The organism is Paracoccus saliphilus, assembly GCF_028553805.1.
Classification (GTDB): Bacteria; Pseudomonadota; Alphaproteobacteria; order Rhodobacterales; family Rhodobacteraceae; genus Paracoccus; species Paracoccus saliphilus.
Genome location: NZ_CP067140.1, coordinates 1,137,222 through 1,161,569 on the forward strand (window position 1 = coordinate 1,137,222; position 24,348 = coordinate 1,161,569).

Genomic DNA, 24,348 nt, shown 5'->3' on the forward strand with positions numbered 1-24,348 from the left:
CTTATTCCTCGACGCGGTGCCAGTCCTGAACGTTCCACAACTCGGTATCCCAGGCATTCAACTGAACGCCGCCCAGCGAGTTGCTGACGGCCGAGGCAGTGCCGCGATAGACCAGCGGGATGATCGAGTGGGTATCTTTGGTCAGCATTTCGTTGAGTTTCTGACCCAGCTTGCCGCGCTCTTCCATACCGGTGGTATGGCCCAGTTCTGCGACTAGCTTGTCATATTCCTCGTCGCAGAAGCGGACGATATTTTCGCCCTGCCACTGGTTATCCGGACCCGGAGCCTTTTCGCATGTGAACTTGGCCAGATAGGGCTCGGGATTGTTGCCTTCGAAATTATTGGCATACATCTCGATATCGGCATGGAACTTCTGCAGCGTGTCGGGCGAGCCCGCGTCAGCGCCAAAGAACACCGACGCGTCAATGGTTTTCAGTTCGGTTTCCACGCCAATCTCGGACCACCACTGCTTGATCAACGCCTGGAAATCCTGACGCACGGCGTTGACCGAAGTCTGGTAGACCATCGACAGCCTTACGCCGTCCTTTTCCCGCACACCGTCACCGCCCGGAACCCAACCGGCTTCATCGAGCAGTTTCTTCGCGCCCTCGATATCCTGCGTCATGCAATCTGTATTGGGCGAGGCCCATGCTTCCGGCGCGGGGACGAGGTTGCAGGTCGGTTTGCCTGCTGTGCCGTATCCGATCTCGACCAGCAATTCGCGGTCGATGGCCATCGAAAGCGCCTTGCGCACGGCCGGATCGGTCAGAAAGGGATGCGGGTGCTGGGTCGTTGAGCGCTCACCGTCGGGCAGGCTCGAGGAGGGATCTGTCAGATTAACCATCAACCGTTCGACAAGGCTGCCGAACGCGGAGTGGACCTTGCCCTTGTCCGCTGCTTCCATTCCCGCGATCACATCAGGCGCAAGCTGGGTGTTCCACGCATAGTCAAATTCACCGGTTTCCAGTACCGAGCGTGCTGCTGCTGCGGCATCGCCGCCACCTTTCATGGTCAGTTTGGCGAAAGCCGGCTTCTCGGGATCGCGATATTCGGGATTGGCCTCGAACTCGATCACGTCATTGGTTTTGAATGAAGCGACTCGGAACGGCCCGGTCCCGATCGGGTTGAAGTTTTCCTCGGTGCAGGTGGGCGCGGCCGCGCCAAGGCATTTCTCGAACTGCGCCTTCTGGATGATCGTCGATTGTCCGCCGACGAAGGCCGAGTAAGGGTCGGGGCGCGGCTCGGTGAAGCTGACTTTGACGGTCAGGTCGTCGACTGCCTCGACCGACTCGATACCTTCATATTTCGCCAGCTGTGCGCAACCCCCTTCGGGATGCATGCAGTATTCGGCCGTGAAGACCACGTCTGCCGAGGTGAACGGCGTCCCGTCAGACCATTTCAAGCCCTCTTTCAGCTTCCATGTAATGGTTTTCAGATCTTCGGAGATGCCGCCGTTTTCAAGAGTGGGGATTTCTTCTGCGAGTTCAGGGAACAACGTGCCGTCGGGCTGGAAGCCGGCCAAAGGCTCCAGCACCATGCTGGCGGCGATGATGTCCTTGGTTCCGCTGGACAGGTACATGTTCATCGTCGATGGCGCCTGCCACATGATGACATTCACCTCTCCGTCGCTGCCGCGCTCGGCCATGGCAGCAGGGGCCAGGGCCATCGATGCGGCGGCGCACATCAGCAAGGTCTTCAGTTTCATGACATTCTCCCGTTGGATGAAACAGCCGCACGGGTCGAAGCCATATGAAATGGTAATCCATTGTTCGGATTGGTTTTCTCATTTCCTGTCCCGTATTGTCCGGGTCTTTGTTATGGTACCGTTTCCCTGCGGAATGTTTGCAGTTTCAAACAATCCACCCCGCGATGGCAAGCCCTATCCACATCCTCGGGATGAAAGTTTCGGCTTTGACATTCTTTCACCTGCCGCTAGCCTCCATCCGGGACAGATGATCGGGGGCTTATGATGCTGGACCAGAAACCGCTTGTTTCCTTTGAGAACCTTCGGGTCGAGTTCGAGACGAATGACGGCACCGTGGTGGGCGTCAAGGATATCAGCTTCAACATCAAGCCCGGCGAATGCGTCTGCGTCGTGGGCGAATCGGGCTCGGGCAAGTCGGTCAGCTCGCTTTCGCTGATGCGGCTGGTCGAATTCGGCGGCGGAACGATCACCAATGGCCAGCTCATGTTCGATCCCGGCGACGGCAAGCCCATCGACCTTGCCACACAGGGCGCCCCCGTCATGCGCGACATTCGCGGCAACCGGATCGGGATGATTTTCCAGGAGCCGATGACCGCGCTGAACCCCGTTTTCACGGTCGGCGACCAGCTGACCGAGGGGCTGATCGAGCATCGCGGGTTGAACACGTCCCAGGCACGCGCCCGCGCGCTGGAAATCCTCAAGCAGGTTCGCATCCCCGAGCCCGAGCGGCGCCTCGATCAATATCCCCATGAATTGTCGGGCGGCATGCGCCAGCGTGTCGTCATCGCCATCGCCATGGCCTGCGAACCCAGCCTGTTGATCTGCGACGAGCCGACGACCGCGCTGGACGTCACCATCCAGGCCGAGATCCTCGCCCTGATCGACCGGCTCAAGCGCGAAAAGCAGATTGCCGTATTATTCATCACCCACGACATGGCCGTGGTCGCGCAGATGGCAGATCGTGTCGTCGTCATGTATCGCGGCGACAAGGTCGAGGAGGGGCCGGTCGAGCAGATCTTCGAGTCACCGCGCGAGGATTACACGAAGATGCTGCTGGCCGCCGTGCCGCGCTTGGGCGAGATGACCGGCAAGCCCGCCCCCGAACGTCTGCGGTTGATGCATGACGGTAGTCTGGGTGAACCCGAATCGATCATCGTGAAGGACCCCAAGCCGCTGCTGAGGGTTGAAAACCTCGTTACCCGTTTCTCCGTCAAGGGTGGGGTGCTGCGCCGCGTTGTCGCCAATGTGCACGCGGTCGAGGATGTCTCCTTCACCATCAATTCCGGCGAAACCATGTCGCTGGTGGGCGAATCCGGTTGCGGGAAATCCACCTGCGGTCGTTCGATCCTGCGCCTGGTCGAACCGGAATCGGGCAAGGTGTCCATCGACGGCACCGATATCCTGGCGCTGTCGCAATCGGGCCTGCGCAAGGCCCGCCGCGACATGCAGATGATCTTCCAGGATCCCTTTGCCAGCCTCGACCCGCATATGAAGCTTTATGACCAAGTGGCTGAGCCGATGCAGAATTTCGGTATCGGCAGCCGGTCCGAACGCGAGGACCGCATCGCCGCCCTGTTCGACCGGGTGGAACTGCCGCGCAGCTTCATGCGCCGCTATCCGCACGAGATGTCGGGCGGCCAGCGACAGCGGATTGCCATCGCCCGCGCGCTGGCGCTGAACCCCAAGCTGATCATCGCGGACGAGGCCGTGTCGGCTCTGGATGTCTCGGTGCAGGCGCAGGTGCTGAACCTGCTGATGGAATTGCAGCAGGATCTGGGTATCTCGATGCTGTTCATCAGCCATGACATGGCGGTGGTCGAACGGGTCAGCCATCACGTCGGGGTCATGTATCTGGGCCGAATCGTCGAGATGGGAACCCGTCAACAGGTCTTCGAGAATCCGCAGCACAGCTATACCAAGCAGTTGATGCTGGCCGTTCCGGTCGCCGATCCCCGGCAGAAGAAGATCAGCGACGACCTGAATTTCAGCCCGATTCCCTCGCCGATGCATCCGGTCGATTACCAGCCCAAGCCCTCGGTCTATCAAGAGGTCGCGCCAGGCCATCGCGTGCTGGTCGATCCGGTGACCCATTCGTGAGGGCCGATCCTCCTATCGCTCCGGGCGGCGCGCCGCAATTCCGCGCCGATCTGCCCGAGGCCGCGGATGTGGTCGTTATCGGTGGCGGCATCGCGGGCGTGACTACGGCGCTTTACCTTGCCCGCGACGGATTGTCGGTGGTGCTATGCGAAAAGGGACTGATCGCGGGCGAGCAATCTTCTCGCAACTGGGGCTGGGTCCGGGCGCAGGGCCGGGACGAGGCGGAACTGCCGATCATGATGATGGCCCGTCAGCAATGGCGGGGACTGGCGCAGGAGATCGGCGAGGAACTGGGCCTGACGACCTGCGGGGTCAGCTATCTCGCCTCCGACGAGGCGGCGCTGGCGCGATACGAGGCATGGCTGACAATAGCCCATGCCCATGGCCTGGACAGCCGGATCATGGGGCGGGCGGAACTGGACGGGCTGCTGCCCAATGATGCGGGCTGGCAGGGCGCGCTGGTCACGCCCTCGGATATGCGCGCCGAACCGGGTGTCGCCGTTCCGGCCATCGCGAGATTGGCGGTGGGCGAGGGTGTCACGATCCGGGAACATTGCGCGGTCCGGGCGCTGGATATCTCGGCCGGTCATGTCTCCGGCGTGATCACCGAGGACGGTCCCGTCCGCGCAGATCGCGTGCTGCTCGCCGGAGGGGCGTGGTCGGGATTGTTCGCGGGCAATGCCGGGATATCCCTGCCGCAGCTTTCGGTTCGCGCCACCGTGGCCGCGACCGAACCGCTTCCCGAATTCTGGAGCGGCGCGGCCGCCGATTCCAAGTTCGCCTTCCGCCGCCGTGCCGATGGTGGCTATACGCTGGCCCCCGGCACCACGCATGATTTCTGGATCGGTCCCGCCGCTTTCCGCCACTCGCGCAGCTACCTGCCGCTGATCCGCCGCGACCTGAGCCAGACCCGGCTGCAAATTCGTGCCCCGAAAGGCTATCCGGACGCATGGGGGACACCGCGCCGATGGTCTGCCGACCGCGCCTCGCCCTTCGAGGCGATGCGGATGCTCAACCCGGAGCCCAACGCCACCGCGCTGGCCCGGCTGCAAGAGGATTTCGCGGCGACATTTCCGGCGATAGGACGCCCCCGCTTGCGGGCAGCATGGGCGGGGATGATCGACACTACGCCCGACCAGGTGCCGGTGCTGGATGAAACCACGATCCGGGGTTTCTTCATCGCCACGGGCCTGTCCGGCCATGGTTTCGGCATCGGGCCCGGAGTGGGGCGGGTCATGGCCGATCTGATCCGCGGCGGAGAATCCGGCTTCGACCTGGAGCGTTTCCGCTTCGCACGATTCTCGGATGGCTCGCCGGTCACGCTCGGCCCCGAATTGTGATCCACCGGCACCCCTTCGGCCCCTTGCAGACTCTGCACAAAGTCCGCATCCTGTGCGGCGAAGGAGAACATCATGCCAGTCAAGAACCGCTTTGCAGAGCTTTTGCCCGAAATCACCGCGTGGCGACGCGATTTCCATGAACATCCCGAATTGCTTTACGACGTCCACCGCACCGCCGGAAAGGTCGCGGATTTGCTGCGCGAGTTCGGCTGCGACGAGGTGACCGAAGGCATCGGCCAGACCGGCGTCGTCGGCGTCATCAAGGGCAAGACCGACAGCAAGGGGCGGGTGATCGGCCTGCGCGCCGATATGGACGCCCTGCCGATCAATGAGCAGACCGGGGTGGAATACGCCTCGAAAACGCCGGGCAAAATGCATGCCTGCGGGCATGACGGCCATACGGCGATGCTGTTGGGTGCGGCGCGATACCTGGCCGAGACGCGCAATTTCGACGGCACCGCGGTGGTCGTCTTCCAGCCCGCCGAAGAGGGTGGCGCGGGTGGCGACGCGATGATCAAGGACGGGTTGGCCGAACGTTGGGGAATCCAGGAATTCTATGGCATGCATAACATGCCGGGCATTCCCGTCGGTGAATTCGCGATCCGTCCCGGTGCGATGATGGCCGCCGCCGATCAGTTCGACATCACCGTGACCGGCAAGGGCGGCCATGCCGCCAAGCCGCATGAATGCATCGACACGACCCTGACCGCATCCCAGATCATCGTGGCGCTGCAATCCGTCGTGGCGCGTAATATCGATCCGCTGAAGAACGCGGTGATCTCGGTCTGCGTCGTCTCGACCGACTCGACGGCGCATAACGTCATTCCGCAGGTGGTCGAACTGAAAGGTACCGCGCGCAGCCTTGCCCCTGAGGTCCGCGACCAGCTGGAAGAGGGGATCAAGCGCGTCGCGACCAATGTCGCCGCCGCCATGGGAGCCAGCGTCGAGATCGATTACCATCGTGGCTACCCGGTGACGATGAACAACGAAGAAGCGACGGTCTGGGCTGCCGATGTGGCGCGCGAGATCGCCGGAGACGTGGATCTGACCATGCAGCCGATGATGGGCGGCGAAGATTTCAGCTACATGCTGAACGAGCGTCCCGGCGCCTATATCTTCGTTGGCAATGGGGACACGGCGATGGTTCATCACCCGGCCTATAACTTCAACGACGATGCGATCCCGGCCGGTTCGAGCTGGTATGCCGGGATGGTCGAGACGCGGATGCCCGCCGCCTGAGATGGCGGTGGGATCGCGTCCCGCGACAGCCGGGGGCGCTTCGCCCCCCGGCACCCCCCGAGGATATTTGCATGAAGAAGAAAATGCGCGGGATCACGATTTTCGCTGAGCTCGGGCCGTCATGGTGGCCGGATCATGTCCTATCCGGGTATCGCCTCGCGCAGCCAGCCATCGGCATATTCGACCAGCGCGCAGCCTGCGAACCGGGTCAGCCGGTCGAGTTCCGCCTCCAGCCGGGCAAGACGGGCCTTGCCCATCCGCAGGCCGGGTTCGGGCCAGAAGGCGCGGACGGAAAGGCAATCGGAATCGCGCAGGGCCTTGGCATCGAGACGGCCGATCAGGCGCGCGCCTTCCATGACGGGAAAGACATAATAGCCGTATTCGCGCTTGGCCTCGGGGACGAAGATCTCGATCCGGTAGCGGAAACCGAATAACCGCTCGGTGCGCTTGCGGTCGCGCAGGGCGGGGTCGAAGGGCGACAGGATGCGGATGCGGCCCGAGGGTGGTTCGGCGATGAGCCCGGCTGTTTCGGCCATCCCGGGGCGGGCATAGGCGCGGTAGGCGCGGCCATCCGCCGCTTCGATCCGACCTTCGACCAGCCGTCCGGCCGCCATTTCGACAAGGCACCAGTCGCGGGCTTCCGCCGGGGAAAACAGGTCCCAGAATGCCGCGATCTCGCCATGAGTGGCAAAGCCGAGCCGGTCCAGCGCTGCGTTGCAGGCCCAATCCAGCGTCTGGTCCGAAGGGGCGGGCCCGCGATGCGTTTCGGGGATCACCTTCTCGGTGAGATCGTAGAACTTGCGGAACCCCTCGCGCCGGGCGATGGCCAGATCGCCGCCGCGCCACAGGAATTCCAGTGCCGCCTTTGCGGGCTGCCATTCCCACCAGCCACCACCATTCCCGGCCTTGCCGTCGCCGGCCTCGCCCGCCGTCAGCGGCCCCGCGTGGGCGATCCGCGACAGGACGTCGTCGCATTCGCCCAGGAAGGCGTCTCCCTGCCATTTCGGCCAGCGCTCTTCCATCCGCTTGCGGCTGCGGCGGAATTTCTCGTGCCAATAGGGAAAGAACCGGGTCGGGATGATCGCGGCGTCATGGGTCCAGTTCTCGAACAGGCTGCGTTCACGCTCCAGCAGCCGCGACAGGGTGGCGGGGCGATAGCGCTGCCTGCGCGACCACAAGATCATGTGATGGGCGCGGGCGACGGTCTGCACGCTGTCGACTTGCACGAATCCCAAGCGTTCGATCAAAGCTTGGATCTCGTTCGGCCCGGCGGGGCCGGTCGGCGGTTCGGCAAGGGCGTGACGGTCGAGAAAGACCCGCCGCGCCGTCGCATTGTCGAGATGAAAACCGGTCATGACACAGCGATAGCGCGAGCTGCCCACAGCGGCAATCCATTCTGCGCGGTTCCTACTCCCCGAGCAGCGAAACCGCACGCCGGACCGCTGCGGCATAACCCTCGATGCCGAGGCCCGCGATCACCCCGTCGGCGCGCAGCGAGACATAGGAATGGTGGCGGAAGGGCTCGCGCTTGTGGACCTGGCTGATATGGACCTCGAAGACCGGGCCGTCGAAGCTATTCAGCGCGTCCAGCACCGCGACCGATGTATGGGTCAGCGCGGCGGGGTTGATGACGATGGCGGCTGCTTTTTCACGCGCCTCGTGGATCCAGTCGACGATCTGGCCTTCCCAGTTCGATTGCAGGCAACGGATCTCGTGCCCGCCCGCCGCGTCACGGCACAGCAACTCGACATCTTCCAGCGTCTCGCGCCCGTAGATCTCGGGCTGGCGCTTGCCCAGCAGGTTCAGGTTCGGCCCGTTCAGCACATAGATGATCGCCATTGTCGTTCTCCGCCCCGGTTTCGCCTTGCCCGTCAGTCTGCCCCGAAAAGATCGCGTGTAAAGACCTTGTCGGCCACATCGGCAAGATCCTCGGTCCGGCGATTGGCCAGGATCAGGTCCGCTTCGGCCTTGAAGGTGCCCAGGTCGCGGATGACACGGCTATTGAAGAACAGGTCGTCCTTCAGCACCGGTTCGTACACGATCACCTCGATCCCCTTGGCCTTGATCCGTTTCATGATCCCCTGGATCGAACTGTCGCGGAAATTATCCGAGCCCGCCTTCATCACCAGCCGGTAGATCCCGACCACGCGCGGTTTGCGCGCGACGATCCGTTCCGAGATGAAATCCTTGCGCGTCGTGTTCGACTGCACGATGGCCGAGATCAGGTTCTGTGGCACGTCCTCGTAATTGGCCAGCAACTGCCTGGTGTCCTTGGGCAGGCAATAGCCGCCGTAACCGAAGCTGGGATTGTTGTAGTGATCGCCGATGCGCGGATCGAGGCTGACGCCGGTGATGATCTCATGCGTGCTCAGCCCGTGCTGCAGGGCATAGCTGTCCAATTCGTTGAAATAGGCGACGCGCAGGGCGAGATAGGTGTTCGAGAACAGCTTGATCGCCTCGGCCTCGACCGGGCCGGTGAACAGCACCGGCATGTCCTTGCGGATCGCCCCCTCGACCATCAGATCGGCAAAGCGATGCGCGGCCTCGCCATGATCCCCGATCACGATGCGCGAGGGATGCAGGTTATCGTATAGCGCCCGGCCTTCGCGCAGGAATTCGGGGGCAAAGATGATGCCGTCGAAGCCGGTCTCGTCCCGTATCCGTGTCACGAAGCCAACCGGCACGGTGGATTTGACGATGATCGTCGCTTCGGGGGCGATCCGGCGCGCATCGGCGATGACCGCCTCGACCGTCGAGGTGTCGAAGCGGTTCGTGCGCGGGTCATAATTGGTCGGGGTTGCCACGACCACGAATTCGACCCCCTCCAATGCTTCCCGCGCATCGGTGGTGGCCGTCAGCTGCAAGGGCTTTTCGGCCATGAATTCGGAGATCTCGTTGTCCTCGATGGGCGAGCGGCGTGCATTGACCATCTCGACCCGCGTCGTATCGATATCGAAGGCGCGCAACTCGTGGTTCTGGGCAAGCAGGACGGCATTCGACAGCCCGACATAGCCAAGCCCGGCAACGGCGATCGGAATGTTCTGGCGCGGTGGCATGGCGGTTTCCCGGATTGATCGGATGGCAAGACGTTCCAGCCGGTTTAGGCATTGCGCCGGGTGCTGTCCAGTAACGGCTCAGCGCGGGATGCTGGTCGCGAGGACGCCGTCGGCGCCGCGAAGTTCCAGCACCGGCTGTCCCTGCGGGTCACAGCGCAACAACAGGCAGGCATCCGCCATCGGCTTTTCCGGCGCGGCCTGCTGCCACAAGGCAGTCCCGTCCGGTGTGAAACAGGCAAGCCTGCCGTTGGGGGGCAGAACCAGGCGCCCGGGACGGTCCGGCGCCGGGGACCAGAGGGTTTTTCCATCCGCACCGGTCAATGCGATGCCGTGATCGGGATCATTGACCAGCCGCGCAGCGCCATCCGCGGCGGACAGGGACTGCCCGGGGTTCAACACCGGGTTCAGGCGGCTGTCCAATCGGTCGGCAGAGCTGCACTCGCCCGCCAGGCTGCGCCGGATCATCGCGCGTAGCGTGGCCGCGTTCCAGCCGTGATATTCCGCGGCGGCGGACAGGATCATGGTCTTGGCGAATGCCGCCATCGGGGTCATGTCACCCGCGCTGATCGCTCCGGCCTCGGCCATCCATGCGCCTGCCGCGTAATGGAACTCCCCGACCTGCCCGCCGATGACGCGGGTGCCATCCACCACCACCACCCCGGCCTGCGTGGCGGCCTTCAGTGCCTTGCAGATTGCCCCTTGGCTGGCATCATCGGTATCGCCCGAAGGAAAATTCCCCTCGCCATAGGATTCCAGCACGATCCCCCTGATCCCGGCTGCGACGGCATCCCCGATCATGCGGGCAAGGGGGCTGTCCCCCTGGAAGCGCGTCGGAAAGGCATTCAGCTGGATCACCGGATGCCTGTCCATCGCGGCGTCGATGGCGCTTAGCCGCTCGTGCGCCATCCGCCGCGCCTCCGGATCGTCCAGCGACAGATGCGGCGCGGCGGGGCCGGGCAGGGCGGTGGCATGACCGTGCCAGGCCTCGATCCCGGTCTCGGCCAGCGGCGGCAGATGCGGCGACTCGAAGGCGGCGAAGCGCGTGGTCGAGACCTTGACCGCCCGGTTGCCGCGCAGCAGCTTGCCATCGAAGAACAGCGCCAGTTCGGGGATGCGCAACCGGGCACAGGCCAGCGCCCCGCAGAAATTGGCGAAGGCGTCGCTGCCCGCGTTCAGGACCAGCCCCTCGGGCGTGTCCCGGAACATCGGCAGTTGCGCCCCGGTCAGGATCACCGGCTTGGACAGGACGGCACGGCCGAAACCGTATTCGTCCGTGACGTTCAGCAGAAGCGGCAGGGCCGCGCCGGTGAAATCCATCGTATCGGTGCCATGCAGGATCACGAAACCGTCGTGATCGGCATAGGCATTCAGCACCGCATCCGCGATCCGGCACCAGTCGCGGGGCTGCAGATTGGTGCTGTCCAGCGCGCCCGTGCCATGATCGGAAAAGCGCAGGGAATTGTCGAAATGCAGCTCCATTCCCGGTAGGGAAGCCGCGATCATCGGCGCCAGGATGGCCTCGGCCGCCTCAGCGAAACGGGCGGCGGACATGGGCGCCAGGGGTGAGCCGACACTGCTGATCGTGCCGCCGGTGTTGAGAATGCAGATCTTCATGGCCGTTTCCCTCGCTACCGCCTCTTGCCTCATAGGCCGGGGAAGGGCGGGCGTCAAAGTGGGGAAGGGGGCTGATCGACGCATTCGTCGTCGATGGCATGATTAACCGACATGGGATCTTACGCGCAGATTTCAAGAACTCGCAAACGGGCCGTTTTCGCGTTACTCTGCCGGTGCCAGCAGAGGAATGCCAGCATGACAATCAGCTTTACAGTCAATGGAGAAGAGCGCAGCGTCGATGTCGATCCCGATACGCCGCTGCTCTGGGTTCTGCGGGACGAATTGCGCCTGACAGGAACGAAATTCGGTTGCGGCATCGCGCAATGCGGTGCCTGCACGGTGCATCTGAACGGCATGACCCGCCGTTCCTGCGTGACGCCGGTTTCCATGGTTGAAGGTTCGGATATCACCACGATCGAGGGGTTGAGCGGCCCCGAAGCCGAGGCGGTGCAGGCCGCTTGGCGTGCCATCGACGTGCCGCAATGCGGTTATTGCCAGTCCGGGCAGGTGATGAGCGCGACCTCGCTGTTACAGCAGGTCGCCTCGCCCAGTGATGAGGATATAGACAACGCGATGGCCGGGAATATCTGCCGCTGCGCCACCTATGTCCGCATCCGGCAGGCGATCCATGACGCCGCCAAGACATTGGAGGGCTGAGCCATGAATATCCATACCAGCCGCCGCGCCTTCCTGAGCGGGCTGATCGTTGCAGTCGCCCTGCCGGGGCTTGCCCGCGCACAGCAGAAATCCGGCGCGGCCGCCTTTTTCAACGAACTTCCCGAGGGCTCGGGCGAGATGTCGGCTAATGCCTTCATCCGCGTAGCCCCGGATAATACCGTGACCGTCCTGATCAAGCATATCGAGTTCGGGCAGGGCCCCTATACCGGCCTGACCACCCTTGTGGCCGAAGAGATGGATGCCGACTGGTCGCAGATGCGCGCCGCCGCCGCCCCTGCCGATGTCGAGAAATACGCCAATACCGCCTTCGGGATGCAGGGCACCGGTGGCTCGACGGCGATGGCCAACAGCTTCATGCAGATGCGCAAGGCCGGGGCCGGTGCGCGGGCGATGTTGATCGCCGCCGCTGCCGAGCGCTTCGGAGTGGCCGCCGATGAGATCACCATCGACAAGGGCATCGTCAGCGCGGGCGATCAATCCGCAACCTTCGGCGAATTGGCCGAGGCCGCTTCGCAGCAGACCGCGCCCGAGGATCCGCCGGTGAAGGAGCCCGACCAGTTCAAGCTGATCGGCACCGATCTTCCCAAGGTGGACAGCAGCGCCAAGACGGATGGCTCCGCGCAATTCACCTTGGACGTCTATCGCGACGGCATGCTGACCGCCGTGGTCGCCCATCCGCCCAAATTCGGGGCGAAGGTCGCGAGTTTCGACGATAGTGCCGCCTTGCAGGTCTCGGGGGTGCAAAAGGTCGCGCAGGTTCCGACCGGCGTCGCGGTCTATGCCGATAACACCTATGCCGCTCTGAAAGGGCGCGATGCGCTGGAAATCGAATGGGACGAGGCAGAGGCCGAGACCCGTTCGAGCGATGCGATGATCGAGGAATGGACCACCGCCGCCAAGGCAGGCGGAAAATGGGAGGTTACCAACACCGGTGATGTCGAGGCCGCGCTTGAGGGCTCCGAGATCGTCGAGGCCACCTATGTCTTCCCCTATCTCGCCCATACCCCGATGGAGCCGCTGGATGCCGTGGTCGAGCTGCGCGACGGCGAGGCCGAGGTCTGGATGGGCAGCCAGATGCAGACCGGCGATCAGGGCACCATCGCCAAGGTTCTGGGCGTCGAGAATGTCCGCCTGCACACCATGCTGGCAGGCGGCAGCTTTGGCCGCCGCGCCACGCCCGATTCACATTTCGCCGCCGAGGCGGCCGAGGTCGCGAAGGCCAATGGCAAGGGCGCGGTCAAACTGATGTGGACGCGCGAGGATGACGTGCAGGGCGGCTATTACCGGCCGCTGACGGTCCATCACATGCGCGCCGCGCTGGACGACCAGGGCGGCATCAAGGCATGGGATCACGGCATCGCCGCGCAATCGGTGGTCATGGGCACGCCTTTCGAGGCGATGCTGCAGGGCGGTCCCGATTTCACCGCCTTCGAGGGCGCGAACGAGCTGCATTACGCCACGGCAAATCACCGGCTGCGTTGGGCGCAGATGGAATCGCCGGTCTCGACGCTATGGTGGCGCTCGGTCGGGCATACCCATACCGGCTATGCGGTCGAATGTTTCATCGACGAATTGCTGGAAAAAGCCGGCAAGGATCCGATCGAGGGCCGCCTCGCGCTGATGGGCGACGACCATCCCCGCGAGAGGGCCGTGCTCGAGCGCGTGGCCGAGATGGCCGATCAGTCCGGCGATTACGGCTATGGCGTGGCGGTGGTGAAATCCTTCGGCAGCTATGTCGCCCAGATCGCCGAGATCGAGGATCGCGGCGGCATTCCCCATGTCCGCCGCGTCTGGTGCGCGGTCGATTGCGGGCTGGCCGTCAATCCCAATGTCGTGCGCGCGCAGATGGAGGGGGGCATCGGTTACGGCCTGTCCGCCGCGCTCTACAGCGAGGTCACGCTGGACGAGGGCGGCCTGATCCGGCAGCAAAACTGGGACAGCTACCGCATCCTGCGCATCCCCGAGATGCCCGCCATCGAGGTGGCGATCATCCCCTCTGCCGAGGCGCCCACCGGCGTGGGCGAACCCGGCACCCCACCGATCGCCCCGGCCATCGCCAATGCGTGGCGCCGGATGACCGGCAATGCCTATCGCCGCCTGCCCATCATCCCGGTCGCATGAGAAAGGAGACCCGCATGAAACGCTTCCCCCTTTCGCTTGCGCTGGCCGTGGTGCTGGCCGTCCCGGCGGCGGCGCAGGATCTGCGTGCGCCCGCCGATTTCGAGAGCATCGAGGATCAGACCGAACGCTCGGCGGCGATCTTCGAAGAGATGGGCAAGGTCCTGACCCATCCGCGCTGCCTGAACTGTCACCCCAAGGACGGCCCGACACAGGGCGACGACATGCAGCCGCATGAGCCTCCGGTGGTGCGCGGCGATGCCGATTTCGGCGCACCCGGCATGACCTGCAACACCTGCCACGGTGCCGAGAATTTCGAGACCACCGGCGTCGGCGGGGTCGAAAGCATCCCCGGCCACGAGCCGTGGTCGCTCGCCCCGGTCGAGATGGCATGGGTCGGGCTTGGCCTTGGCGAGATCTGCGAGCAGCTCAAGGATCCGGAACGCAATGGCGACCGCTCGCTGGAGGAACTGCACGAGCATATGGCCGAGGACGGCCTGGTCGGTTGGGGCTGGGAACCGGGCGAGGGCCGCACCCCCGCACCGGGCTCGCAGGAACAGTTCGGCCAGCTGACTCAAGCCTGGATCGACACTGGCGCGGCCTGCCCGGGATAACCGGCGGGTGCTTGCCCGGCTCTTGGGCGGCCCTTGCCCTCTCGGTCAGGGACCGTCCAAGGCGGAGACGTCCATGCCGGGACGACGGATCAGGTAATTGCCGAGCCCGGGCGGAGGGACGCTTGCCATAAGCCAGGCAAACGCGAATGCGAAGATCACCCAGAGGCTAGGGGCGCGCCATCGCGGCATGCCGAGCCCGGCCAAAAGCGTGGTGGCTTCATCCGCCTCAACGGCTGGAACGAAAATCTTCACGCCGCCCAGAGCCTGCAACCAGTTCGAAAGGGTCAGGCCGCTATGCCTGTCGGTCGCGATGGGGGAGAACCCATGTGCTTCCAGCGCCCCAAGCACCAGGGCGACATCCGCCGCCCCTTCCGCGATGGCAATCCTGTTCATCCGCCGCCCCGTTTTTTCCGGCCTGTCAGCCAAACCGTGCTGCCCCATATCATTGCCACGGTGCGGGACGACGGGAAATAGGTGTTGTTACACCCTCTGGCCCCTATCCCGGCAGTTTCGGTTTCTCCCCCGGCGCGTTGGTAAAGGCATCCGACCAGTCGGGATGCTTGGTATATTGCGCCTGCACATAGGGGCAGAGCGGGATAATCCTGAACCCGCTCGCCCGGGCATCCTCGACCATGTGCCGGACCAATGCGCCCGCCGCGCCGGTGCCGCGCAACTCTTCGGGCGCGCCGGTGTGATCGGCGCTGATCCGGTCGCCGGCCCGGCGGGTAAAGGTCAGCTCGGCCTCGGCATCGATGCCCGCGACGCGCGCCACGTAGCGACCATGGCGGTCGTCGATTTCCTCGCGGGTGATGGTGATCTCGGTCATCTCATGCTCCTTTCAGCCAGTCCTGCGCAGCGGCCAGATCGGCCTGCGCCAGTTCATGCCCGGCCTCTGTGGTTCGGTCGTCCAGATCGGCGCCACTGGCCCGCAGCCAATCGTTCAGGCGCGGGGCATAAGCGCCGTAAGGATCATGCGCACCGGCCAGCGTCAGCACCCTTGTGCCGGTCAGATCGGGACTCGGCAAGTCCTCAAGCACCGCCATGGGCCGGATCAGGATCGCCCGGCGCAAGAGCCCCGGATAAAGCGCCATCACCGCCCCCGCGAAATTCGCGCCGTTGGAATAGCCCAGCACGGTGATCCGCTCGGGGTCAAGCTCATAGGCGGCAATCGCCCCGCTCATGAAGGCGTCGAAGGCAGCTGCCTCGGCGCGGATATCCTCCTGGTCGAAACTCGTCATCGACAGGCGCCGGAAAAAGCGCGTGACGCCCTCTTCGCTGGATCGCCCGCGCAAGCCCAGCAGGGTCGCGTTCGGGTTCACGTGATGGGCCAGCGGCATCAGGTCGGCCTCGTTGCCGCCGGTGCCGTGCAACAGCAGCAGGGTCGAGCCATCGGGCTGATCGGGCCGGTGTATGCGGTGGGTGAAGGGAAGATCTCTCATCGGGGTCCTTTCCTCGCCCGGACGGGCGAATTGCGGCAGCGACACGCGCAGATCATCGGCGTGGTCGGCAAAATGCGGCGGGATCATCAGCGTCTCGCCCAGATGGCCGGGAGCCTCGTCAATGCCCATACCGGGGCCGTCCGTGGCCAGTTCGATCAGGATTTCTCCCGGCTCGCGGATATAGAGCGAGGTGAAATACTTGCGGTCATGGACCGTGACCCCGCCGCTGTTCAGACGCGCCAAGGCGGCGCGGTGATCCTCGATTGCGGCCACGTCCGGCATCCGCAGCGCGACATGATCGATCACGCCCGTGCCGGGAACACCCGCCACGAATCCCGAGGCATCGCGGATATCCAGCGCATCGCTGTCCGAGACCAGCCGCGTCACACCGCCCGCGACCGTCTCGGCGCGATAACCGAACCGGGACAGGAAGGCGGCGGTCTGCTCCGGCAACTCGGACCAGAGCGTGACCGCGCGCAGCCCATGCGGCGCGGCGGGCCAACCGGTATCGGCAACATCCGCGCCGACCAGCTTGACGATGATCCCATCGGGATCCTTCAGGCGCAGCACCGGTTCGCCGAATTCGCGCGACGGCCCCTCGATCCGCAGCTGGCGCTGCATGGCGCGGGTCAGCCAGTCGCCGATCCGGGCGCGGGGAATGGCCAGCGAGATCTCGGCCACCTGCCCATGACCCACCCGGCCGGGCGCACCGTCCTGCCAGACAAGGAAACTGACCAAAGTGCCGGGATCGGCGGTGGCATTGCCATAGAACAGATGAAGCTGCTCGGCATCCTCGAAACCGGCGCTCTGCTTGACCAGAGACAGGCCCAGGAAGCCCATCCAGAAATCGACATTCGCCTGCACATCGCGGGTGATGGCGGTCACATGATGAATTCCGCTGGTCATGATATGACTCCTTGTTGCTTGGTGACAAAGATGAGGCAGGTGCCAGCCCGACACCAGCAATCCCCGGCCCAACCCGGCGTTCGCGTTTGCCGAACGCATCAAGGCTTGGCTGTTCGGCAGTTTCGGACCATCCTGTCACCAAGCCACAAGCCAATGGAGGATCACCATGAGCTGGAACCCCGCACTCGCCCCCGGTTGCCCTGACGAGATCGGCCCGGACGCCATCGAGACACTGATCATTCCCCGCGCCCGCGACATCGGCGGATTCGAGGTGCGCCGCGCCCTGCCTGCGCCCAAGCGGCAGATGGTCGGCCCGTTCATCTTCTTCGACCAGGCCGGTCCAGCCGAGTTCCTGACCGGGCAGGGTGTCGATGTGCGCCCGCATCCGCATATCGGACTTGGCACCGTCACCTATCTCTATCGCGGCGACTTCCATCACCGCGATAGCGTCGGCAGCGATCAGGTCATCCGCCCCGGCGAGTTGAACTGGATGGTCGCGGGCAAGGGGGTGACGCATTCCGAACGCACCTCTGCCACGGCGCGACAGGGACCGAACAGCCTGTTCGGCATCCAGACCTGGATCGCCCTGCCCGAAAGCCACGAGGACATGGCCCCGGCATTCGAGCATCACGGCAAGCAGGCCCTGCCCGAGATCCGCGACCAGGGGATCGAGGCGCGGCTGATCCTTGGCCGCGCCTATGGCGAGACCGCGCCTGCCAAGCTCTATTCCGATACGTTCTACCTAGATGTGACGCTGGCGCCGCGCGCCCGTTTCCCGCTGCCCACCGATCACGAGGATCGCGGGATCTACATTACCGAAGGCTCGATCCACATCGCCGGACAGGAATACGAGGCTGGGCAGATGATGGTCTTCCGCCCCGGCGACCAGATCACCGTGTCGGCCGGGGATCGCGGCGCGCGGCTGATGGCGCTTGGCGGAGAGACCTTGAACGGACCCCGCTATATCTGGTGGAACTTCGTCGCCTCCTCGAAGGAAAAGATCGAAGAGGCGAAACGCGAATGGCAGGCGCAGCAATGGGGACAGGGGCTGTTCGACCTGCCGGTCGATGACCGGGAGGAGTTCATTCCGCTGCCCGATTGAGCACCCGGCAACTCCCATCAGCAAACCCGAAGCCGCGCACCCGTAGCATCGAGGCGGCTTCGGAATCATCACGTATCACGCAAAGGACAGAGCATGACCGTCAAAACCCCGCAGGATATCCACGATTTCTGGTTCTCGGCTGAGATGCAGCCCTATTGGTTCAAGAAATCAGAAGAGATCGACCGCCAGATCATCCAGCTTTTCGGCGCCACCTACGAGGCCGCCCATGCCGGCCGGCTGGATCACTGGGGCGTCAATGCGCAGGACGCGCTCTCATTGATCATCGCTCTGGACCAGTTCCCGCGCAACATGTTCCGCGGCTCGCCCCGGTCCTTCGAAAGCAACGATCTCGCGCTGACCCATGCCCGCGCCGCGCTTGATCGCGACTTCGATCAGGAACTGGACGAGACCACGCGGCAATTCTTCTACCTGCCCTTCATGCATAGCGAGGAACTCGCCGACCAGGAGCGCTCGGTAAAACTCTACGAAGCCCTTGGCAACGCCCATTCCCTGCATTTCGCCCGCGAGCATCGCGATATCGTCGCCCGCTTCGACCGCTTTCCGCATCGCAACGCCGTGCTGGACCGCGAATCCACCCCCGAAGAGGCCGAGTTCCTCAAAACCCATCAGGGTTTCTGACGGCCCCGATTGCCGGATTCTTCCGCCTCCCCGCCCCGCAAGACAGCCAAAATCCGCCTTCTTCTTCATGCAAATATCCCCGGGGGAGGCGCGCGGAACGCGCGGCGGGGGCGGGCAGCCCCCACAACGCCGGACAGATTGCGCCATGACTTTCGCCCGGTCTCGAAACCTCCTAGTCTCGCGCGTGCGCGACGAGAGGAGAAACGATGACCGCCCTGCCTTGCTTTTACGCCCCCGAGACCGAGGCCCATGATCCGCGTTTCTGGATGCTGCGCGGCGTGCCCACCGCGAACAAGGAATTGCCCGAACGCGCCCGCCGCCTGCTGGCCGGGCTGTCCAAACTGGGGCTGGCGACCGTGAACCCGCCCGAAACCGACCGCAAGGCGATGCGGGCGATCCACACGCCGGAATACCTGGATTTCCTGGAACATTGCTGGGAAGAATGGCAGTCCTTCCCCGATGCGGGGGCCGAGGTAGTCGCCAACCTGCATCCGCAAAAGGCGACGCAAACCTATCCCCGGGGCATTGTCGGCCGCGCGGGATGGCATATGGCCGACACCGCCTGCCCGGTCGGGCGCGATACCTACAGGGCGGCGCTGCGCGGGGCCGATACGACCCTGGCGGCGGCGGAAACGGTCATGAACGGCCAAAGGGCGGCCTATGCGCTTTGCCGGCCGGCGGGGCATCACGCCGATGCGGATACCGCGGCAGGGCATTGTTTCCTCAACAATTCCGCCATCGCGGCGCAGGCCCTGCTCGCGCGTCACGAACGTGTCGCGATCCTGGATATCGACGTGCATCACGGCAATGGCACGCAAGAGATTTTCTATGAACGCCCTGACGTGCTGACCGTCTCCATCCATGCCTCGCCCGAGGCCTTCTACCCTTTCTATGTCGGTTATGCGCATGAGACCGGGCGCGGCGCGGGCGAAGGCTTCAACCTGAACCTGCCTTTGCCGCAGGGGCAGGGGGACGAGGACTGGCTGGCCGCCATCGCCACCGCGCTGGAGAGGATCGGGGAATTCGACCCCGGCGCGCTGGTGCTGGCCCTGGGGCTGGACGCGCATGAGAACGACCCGCTGAAGGGCCTGTCGGTGACGACCGGATGCTTCGGGCGCGCGGCGGCGCTGATCGCCGGGGCGGGCCTGCCCACCGTGATGGTGCAGGAGGGGGGCTATCTCTCGGATGATTTGACCCACAACATCCATGCCTTCCTGGGCGGCTGGATGGATGCCGCCTGATCCATCGCAGAGGAGATTCATGATGAAGACATTTCTTGCCAGCGCGGCGCTCTCGCTGATCGCATTACCGCTATCTGCAGAACCCATGCTGTCGATCCCGCTGCCGCTGACCGGGGAAAGCAGCGTCATCCCGGTGGAATATAGCTGCGGCGAAGGGGAAGCCCTCCAGGTGAAATATGTGAATGCGGGGGAGAACCGGCTGGCGATCCTGCCCGTCGAGGGGACCAGTCGGGTCTTCGTGAACGTGATCTCGGCATCCGGTGCGCGTTACGTTGCAGGGAAATACGAATGGTGGAGCAAGGGCGACACGGCCAGCTTCACCGATCTGACGGAGGATGGAAGCAGGCAGGAATGCCAGTCTGCGGGTTAGGGCGGGTCAGGGGCTCTGCCCCGCCGCGCGTGCCGCGCGACTCCCCGAGGTATTTGAACAAAGAAGAAGCGGCCGGGCGGGGGCGGCTCAGGCCATCCTGAACAGCGTGCCCCAGGGGTCGGTGACGGTCTCGCCCGCCCGGTCGGGATCGTTCACCACCAACTCGGCCAGCCCGGTCATCTTCGGGTCGCGCGGTCCCGCGCCCCGGCTGTTCCAGACATTGCCCGCAAGGTGGTGGTGATAGCCGTTCCAGCCGTACCACGCCCCTCCCGGTCCTTCGAAGCTTTGGGTCAAGCCCATGGTTTCGCGAAAAAATTCATCCGCCGGAGCGAGCTCGCCCACCTGCAGATGCACATGACCGACACGGCTGCCCGAGGGCGCGCCACGCCACTCTCCGCTGCCCGAGGCGCTTAGCTCGTTCAGGTCCAGTCGCATGGTGAACATCTCGACCCGGTCGCCATCGCGCTTCCATTCGGATTCGGGGCGATCCCGATATATCTCGATCCCGTTACCCTCTGGATCGTCAAGATAAATCGCTTCGCTGACACCGTGATCCGAGGCCCCGGTCAGCCGCAGCCCGCTCTGGACGGCATGGCGCAGCCAGCGGCCCAGATCGGCCCGTTCGGGCAGCAGGAAAGCGGTATGGAACAGTCCTGCCTGGCGCGGATCGCGTGTTGTGGCGGCGGGGTCTGCGCGCAGTTCCAGCAGCATCTCCTCGCCCGCGCCGAGGCGGCGGGTCTCGCCGTCGCCGCCAAGCGGGGTTAGGCCCAGTGCCGTCTCGTAGAAAGCCGCCATGCCGGGCAGGTCCCGCACCGTCAAGGCAACGTGATTTATGGATTTTCCGGTCATGGTATCCTCTGTCATTGCAGTCCGGGATGGCAGCGGCCGCACCGACGCCGATCAGCGCGAACATGGGATCGGCGGCGAGGCGGTCCATTACAGGCTGGCGGCGAAGCCGGCGACGAAATCGGCGAGCTTCTGGCGGGTCTTGTCGTCGGTCAGGTTGCCGTCCTGATCGAACAGATCGCCCGCGCGCGAGACCAGCAGGCGCCCCTCGTGCCATTGCCGCGTGCCGAGGGTGCGCAGCACGGGCAGCCAGTGGCTTTGAGAATGGGCGGTGCCGAAATTGCCGGGTGAGGCACCGGTGACAGCGACAGGCTTGCCCTTGAAATTCTTGCCGCCATCGCCGCGCGACATCCAGTCGATGGCATTCTTGAAGACGCCGGGAATGCCGTTGTTGTATTCGGGCGTGACCAGCAGCAGCCCATCGGCCTCGGCCAGTTGCCGGTTCAGTTCGGCCACCGAGGGCGGTGTGCCCTGCGCGGCCTCGGCATCGCCATCGTAAAGGGGCACTTCGGCAATCGAGCCGATGCGGATTTCGACGCCTTCGGGCGCGGCATCGCGGGCGGCGCGAAGCAGGCCGGAATTGAACGAGGCGCGGCGCAGGCTGCCGCTGAGGCCAAGGATGACGGGCATGGGTTCCTCCCTGTGATGGCCGGGGGCAGGGGCCCCCGGCGGGTTCGGTTCAGGCGAGGGGTTTCAGCCCCGCCTCGATCTGTGCGCGTTTCGGTTCGAGGAAAGGCGGCAGCGACAGCCCTTCTCCCATGGTTTCGCGCGGCTCGTCCACGTCGAATCCGGGTTCGTCCGTGGCGATCTCGAACAGATTGCCACCTGGCTCGCGGAAGTAAAGCGACCGGAAGTAGTAACGCTCGACCTCGCCCGAATTCGGAACGCGGAACCCCGCGACGCGCTTGGTCCATTCCGTCAGCGCGGGCTTGTCGGGCACGCGGAAGGCGACATGGTGAACGGCGCCCGCGCCCTGACGCGCAACCGGCAGGCCGGGCTGGACCGCGACATGCAGTTCGGCCGCCGCGCCGCCATCGCCCATCTCGAAGACATGGACCTGTCCCTCGCCATCGGGGCTGGGGTAGTCGCGGCTCTTGCGCATGTTCATCACCTGCGTCAGCACCGCCTCGGTCGGGCCGAGATCGGGGACAGAGATGGTGATCGGACCAAGGCCACGGATCTGGTGTTCCGCCGGGACGGGGCTTTTCTCCCATGCCACGGAATTGCCCTCGGGCGCGGCGACAAGGCGCAGGCGCTGGCCCTCGGGATCCTCGGCGTCGAGGCTGGGGCGGCCATCCAGCGTCGTGATCTCGCCCACATCGACACCCCGGTCGCGCAAACGTCCGGCCCAGTAGTCGAGGCTGGCCTCGGCCACGCGCAGCCCGGTGCGGCTGATCGAATGCGTGCCCCGGCTTTCGCGGGCCACCGGCCAGTCGAAGAAGGTGATATCGGTGCCCGGACTGCCCGCGCCATCGGCGAAGAACAGGTGATAGGCGGATGTATCGTCCTGGTTGACGGTTTTCTTGACCCGCCGCAGGCCGAGCGTATCGGTATAGAAACGGTTGTTTCCCGGTGCATCGGCGGTGATGGCGGTCAGATGGTGAATTCCTGTCAGCTGCATGATGCGGCTCCTTTTCCCTTGTCCGAACGCAATATGGCGCAGCGCCGCCGTTCGCGGCACCCGGCGTCGATGCAAAGCGGCGTTCGGATATTGCGAACGGCGGCAACTGGGTTATTGTCCAGATTATGGGCTGGTCGATCAATGATATCGAGACATTTCTGGCGGTTCTGGATGCGGGCAGTATTTCGGGAGCGGCAGCGCGTGCCGATCTGTCGAAATCCGTCGTCAGCAAGCGGATCAGCGATTTCGAGGCGTCCCTGGGCGTGCCGCTGTTCACGCGCCATGCCGGGCGGATCGCGCCGACCGACAACGCCTTTGCACTTGCCGAGCGATTGCGCCCCGCGCTGGCCGAGCTGGTTGCCGCGACCGAGAGCGTCGCCGGGCCAGAGGTCGAATTACGTGGACGGCTGGCCATCGCCGCGCCGATGAGTTTCGGTATTCGCCATCTTGGGCCGGTGATCGCGGGATTCGCGCGCGCCCATCCGGGGCTCGAGATCGTGCTGGAATATGACGATCAACTGACTGATTTGGGGCGATCGGGTTTCGATATCGGCTTGCGGATCGGTCATCTGAAGGACAGCACATTGATGGCCCGCCGCCTCTGCGAGGATCCGCGCGCATTGGTCGCCAGCCCCGATTACCTGGCGATGCACGGCCCGCTCAGCGACCCCGCAGACCTGCCCCGGCACGAGGTCATCGGCTATCTGAATGCGCGGCTTGGCGAGATATGGCCCTTCGGCCCCGAGATTCCCCTGCCGCGTTCGGGCAGGATTGCGGCGAATAATGGCGAGGCGATGCGGGACCTGGCCATTGGCGGGCTTGGATTGGCGCTTTTGCCGCTGTTCATCGCGCATGATGCATTGCGCGAGGGGCGGCTGATCCGTGTGCTGCCCGAACTACCTCAGCACCCGCTGCCGATCAGCGTCGTCTGGCCGCCGGTCAAGCCGATGCCGCGCAAGGTCAGGTTGTTCATCGACCATCTCGCCAACGCCTTTTCAGAGATGCCGCCCTGGCAGGGCGGACTGTGATCGAATTGAGGTATACTTACGTTATTTCAATAAATTAACTGTAATTTCGAGGTGCTTTGAGTTTATGAAAATGTATACGGAACACATTTTTCAGTTAACAATTCTGTAGCTGAAAGTCACAAATGCGAATCTGCTCAGGGTGGTGCGAATTGGTTAATATGACCCCATGAAACGTCGCGAAGACGTAAAACCCAAGCATATGGTGTGTGATGTGAATACGATGGTCAGCGCAGGAATGCGCCGAAAACCCGGACATGATGACGAACGAACTCAGAACGTCTATGTCCTTTATGCCCCGCTCGAACTGGAACAACGTGTCCTGAGCGATGCTGGCAGACAGATCGAAGCCGTGGCCTTTGCGCTCGCGGATCGTATCCCGGCCAGCCGGACAGGCGAGTTGATGGAGCTTGCCGCGCGAATCCAGAATTTTCGCGTGCAGGATTGAGCAGAAAAGGACAGCGACACGCCGTCAGGTGCAAGCGGACATAACATAACAGAATGGACGGGCACCAGCATTCTCTCGCAGCTCCCCCCGACGAGAGGGCATGGTTCCGTCATCCGTCGATACCAGGAAGCAGCACTCTCCCCCTCGCTTCGAATTGGATCGATGGACCTGGCCGGAACGGCATGATCATGCCGTTCCGGTGAGTTTGCTGGTTAATGCTAGCCGTGCAATGACAGATATGCCATGCTGG

General features: G+C 64.1%; 23 protein-coding genes. 12 read left to right on the forward strand and 11 right to left on the reverse strand.

Translation table 11 applies throughout. The annotated features are described in order from the left end of the window. Position 1 precedes the first annotated feature (1 nt). A complete protein-coding gene (locus tag JHX88_RS05305) occupies positions 2-1,705 on the reverse strand; it encodes a peptide ABC transporter substrate-binding protein (RefSeq protein WP_076525424.1) in 1,704 nt (567 codons plus the stop codon). A 264-nt stretch (positions 1,706-1,969) separates the two neighbouring features. On the opposite strand from JHX88_RS05305, the gene JHX88_RS05310 reads away from it, so the two are divergent. The 3 genes from JHX88_RS05310 to JHX88_RS05320 all read left to right on the forward strand — a co-directional run bounded on the left by JHX88_RS05310 (position 1,970) and on the right by JHX88_RS05320 (position 6,381). After that, positions 1,970-3,802, forward strand: coding sequence for an ABC transporter ATP-binding protein (locus JHX88_RS05310; protein WP_076525515.1), 1,833 nt, complete (start codon positions 1,970-1,972; stop codon positions 3,800-3,802). Beyond that, complete coding sequence (locus JHX88_RS05315) at positions 3,799-5,142, forward strand: NAD(P)/FAD-dependent oxidoreductase (protein WP_272848195.1); 1,344 nt, start codon at positions 3,799-3,801, stop codon at positions 5,140-5,142. The genes JHX88_RS05310 and JHX88_RS05315 overlap by 4 nt, the downstream gene beginning before the upstream one ends. A 72-nt stretch (positions 5,143-5,214) precedes the next feature. Beyond that, a complete protein-coding gene (locus JHX88_RS05320) occupies positions 5,215-6,381 on the forward strand; it encodes a M20 aminoacylase family protein (RefSeq protein ID WP_076525422.1) in 1,167 nt (388 codons plus the stop codon). A gap of 140 nt (positions 6,382-6,521) precedes the next feature. On the opposite strand, the gene JHX88_RS05325 is transcribed toward JHX88_RS05320, so the two are convergent. From JHX88_RS05325 to JHX88_RS05340, 4 genes are all read right to left on the reverse strand, one after another. Then, entirely contained in the window at positions 6,522-7,736 is a 1,215-nt protein-coding gene (locus tag JHX88_RS05325) for a winged helix-turn-helix domain-containing protein (protein ID WP_076525511.1), read from the reverse strand. Positions 7,737-7,788: 52 nt separating this feature from the next. Then, positions 7,789-8,220 (reverse strand): type II 3-dehydroquinate dehydratase, encoded by a 432-nt coding sequence (gene aroQ, locus JHX88_RS05330; protein ID WP_076525420.1) that lies wholly within the window; start codon positions 8,218-8,220, stop codon positions 7,789-7,791. 32 nt (positions 8,221-8,252) lie between these two features. Then, positions 8,253-9,419: a nucleotide sugar dehydrogenase gene (locus JHX88_RS05335; RefSeq protein WP_076525509.1), complete on the reverse strand. Its 1,167-nt coding sequence runs from the start codon at positions 9,417-9,419 to the stop codon at positions 8,253-8,255. 96 nt (positions 9,420-9,515) lie between these two features. Then, on the reverse strand, positions 9,516-11,051 hold the full coding sequence (locus JHX88_RS05340; protein ID WP_076525418.1) for an asparaginase: 1,536 nt from the start codon (positions 11,049-11,051) through the stop codon (positions 9,516-9,518). A 195-nt stretch (positions 11,052-11,246) separates the two neighbouring features. Here JHX88_RS05340 and JHX88_RS05345 point away from each other — a divergent pair, with 195 nt between their 5' ends. Genes JHX88_RS05345 through JHX88_RS05355 form a run of 3 tightly spaced genes read left to right on the forward strand, consistent with a single transcriptional unit; the run spans position 11,247 to position 14,461 of the window. Then, entirely contained in the window at positions 11,247-11,708 is a 462-nt protein-coding gene (locus tag JHX88_RS05345; protein WP_076525416.1) for a (2Fe-2S)-binding protein, read from the forward strand. Positions 11,709-11,711: 3 nt separating this feature from the next. Further along, positions 11,712-13,850, forward strand: a complete 2,139-nt coding sequence (locus JHX88_RS05350) for a xanthine dehydrogenase family protein molybdopterin-binding subunit (protein ID WP_076525414.1) — start codon at positions 11,712-11,714, stop codon at positions 13,848-13,850. Between the two features lie 14 nt (positions 13,851-13,864). Then, on the forward strand, positions 13,865-14,461 hold the full coding sequence (locus JHX88_RS05355) for an Isoquinoline 1-oxidoreductase subunit (RefSeq protein WP_076525412.1): 597 nt from the start codon (positions 13,865-13,867) through the stop codon (positions 14,459-14,461). Between the two features lie 45 nt (positions 14,462-14,506). Here JHX88_RS05355 and JHX88_RS05360 read toward each other — a convergent pair whose 3' ends face one another. The 3 genes from JHX88_RS05360 to JHX88_RS05370 form a co-directional block, all read right to left on the reverse strand. After that, positions 14,507-14,854 carry a hypothetical protein gene (locus JHX88_RS05360; protein ID WP_076525410.1) on the reverse strand — a complete coding sequence of 116 codons (348 nt, stop codon included), beginning with the start codon at positions 14,852-14,854 and terminating at the stop codon, positions 14,507-14,509. A 103-nt stretch (positions 14,855-14,957) separates the two neighbouring features. Next, positions 14,958-15,287, reverse strand: a complete 330-nt coding sequence (locus JHX88_RS05365) for a GNAT family N-acetyltransferase (RefSeq protein WP_076525408.1) — start codon at positions 15,285-15,287, stop codon at positions 14,958-14,960. A gap of 1 nt (position 15,288) precedes the next feature. Then, entirely contained in the window at positions 15,289-16,806 is a 1,518-nt protein-coding gene (locus JHX88_RS05370) for a VOC family protein (RefSeq protein WP_076525406.1), read from the reverse strand. Between the two features lie 166 nt (positions 16,807-16,972). Here JHX88_RS05370 and JHX88_RS05375 point away from each other — a divergent pair, with 166 nt between their 5' ends. The 4 genes from JHX88_RS05375 to JHX88_RS05390 all read left to right on the forward strand — a co-directional run bounded on the left by JHX88_RS05375 (position 16,973) and on the right by JHX88_RS05390 (position 20,158). Continuing rightward, positions 16,973-17,908, forward strand: coding sequence for a pirin family protein (locus tag JHX88_RS05375; RefSeq protein WP_076525404.1), 936 nt, complete (start codon positions 16,973-16,975; stop codon positions 17,906-17,908). Between the two features lie 93 nt (positions 17,909-18,001). Then, positions 18,002-18,547 carry a DUF924 family protein gene (locus tag JHX88_RS05380; RefSeq protein WP_076525402.1) on the forward strand — a complete coding sequence of 182 codons (546 nt, stop codon included), beginning with the start codon at positions 18,002-18,004 and terminating at the stop codon, positions 18,545-18,547. Between the two features lie 206 nt (positions 18,548-18,753). Beyond that, the gene (locus tag JHX88_RS05385; RefSeq protein WP_076525399.1) at positions 18,754-19,788 is read left to right on the forward strand and encodes a histone deacetylase family protein; all 1,035 of its coding nucleotides are present in this window, start codon (positions 18,754-18,756) and stop codon (positions 19,786-19,788) included. 22 nt (positions 19,789-19,810) lie between these two features. Beyond that, the gene (locus tag JHX88_RS05390) at positions 19,811-20,158 is read left to right on the forward strand and encodes an MliC family protein (protein WP_176011428.1); all 348 of its coding nucleotides are present in this window, start codon (positions 19,811-19,813) and stop codon (positions 20,156-20,158) included. Between the two features lie 87 nt (positions 20,159-20,245). Here JHX88_RS05390 and JHX88_RS05395 read toward each other — a convergent pair whose 3' ends face one another. From JHX88_RS05395 to JHX88_RS05405, 3 genes are all read right to left on the reverse strand, one after another. Further along, positions 20,246-21,007: a VOC family protein gene (locus JHX88_RS05395; RefSeq protein ID WP_076525395.1), complete on the reverse strand. Its 762-nt coding sequence runs from the start codon at positions 21,005-21,007 to the stop codon at positions 20,246-20,248. A gap of 87 nt (positions 21,008-21,094) precedes the next feature. After that, complete coding sequence (locus JHX88_RS05400) at positions 21,095-21,634, reverse strand: NADPH-dependent FMN reductase (protein WP_076525393.1); 540 nt, start codon at positions 21,632-21,634, stop codon at positions 21,095-21,097. A gap of 49 nt (positions 21,635-21,683) precedes the next feature. Next, positions 21,684-22,625 carry a ring-cleaving dioxygenase gene (locus JHX88_RS05405; RefSeq protein ID WP_076525391.1) on the reverse strand — a complete coding sequence of 314 codons (942 nt, stop codon included), beginning with the start codon at positions 22,623-22,625 and terminating at the stop codon, positions 21,684-21,686. Between the two features lie 125 nt (positions 22,626-22,750). Here JHX88_RS05405 and JHX88_RS05410 point away from each other — a divergent pair, with 125 nt between their 5' ends. Both JHX88_RS05410 and JHX88_RS05415 read left to right on the forward strand, forming a co-directional pair. Further along, on the forward strand, positions 22,751-23,653 hold the full coding sequence (locus JHX88_RS05410) for a LysR family transcriptional regulator (protein ID WP_076525389.1): 903 nt from the start codon (positions 22,751-22,753) through the stop codon (positions 23,651-23,653). A 166-nt stretch (positions 23,654-23,819) separates the two neighbouring features. After that, on the forward strand, positions 23,820-24,098 hold the full coding sequence (locus JHX88_RS05415; RefSeq protein WP_141225810.1) for a hypothetical protein: 279 nt from the start codon (positions 23,820-23,822) through the stop codon (positions 24,096-24,098). Positions 24,099-24,348: the final 250 nt, after the last annotated feature.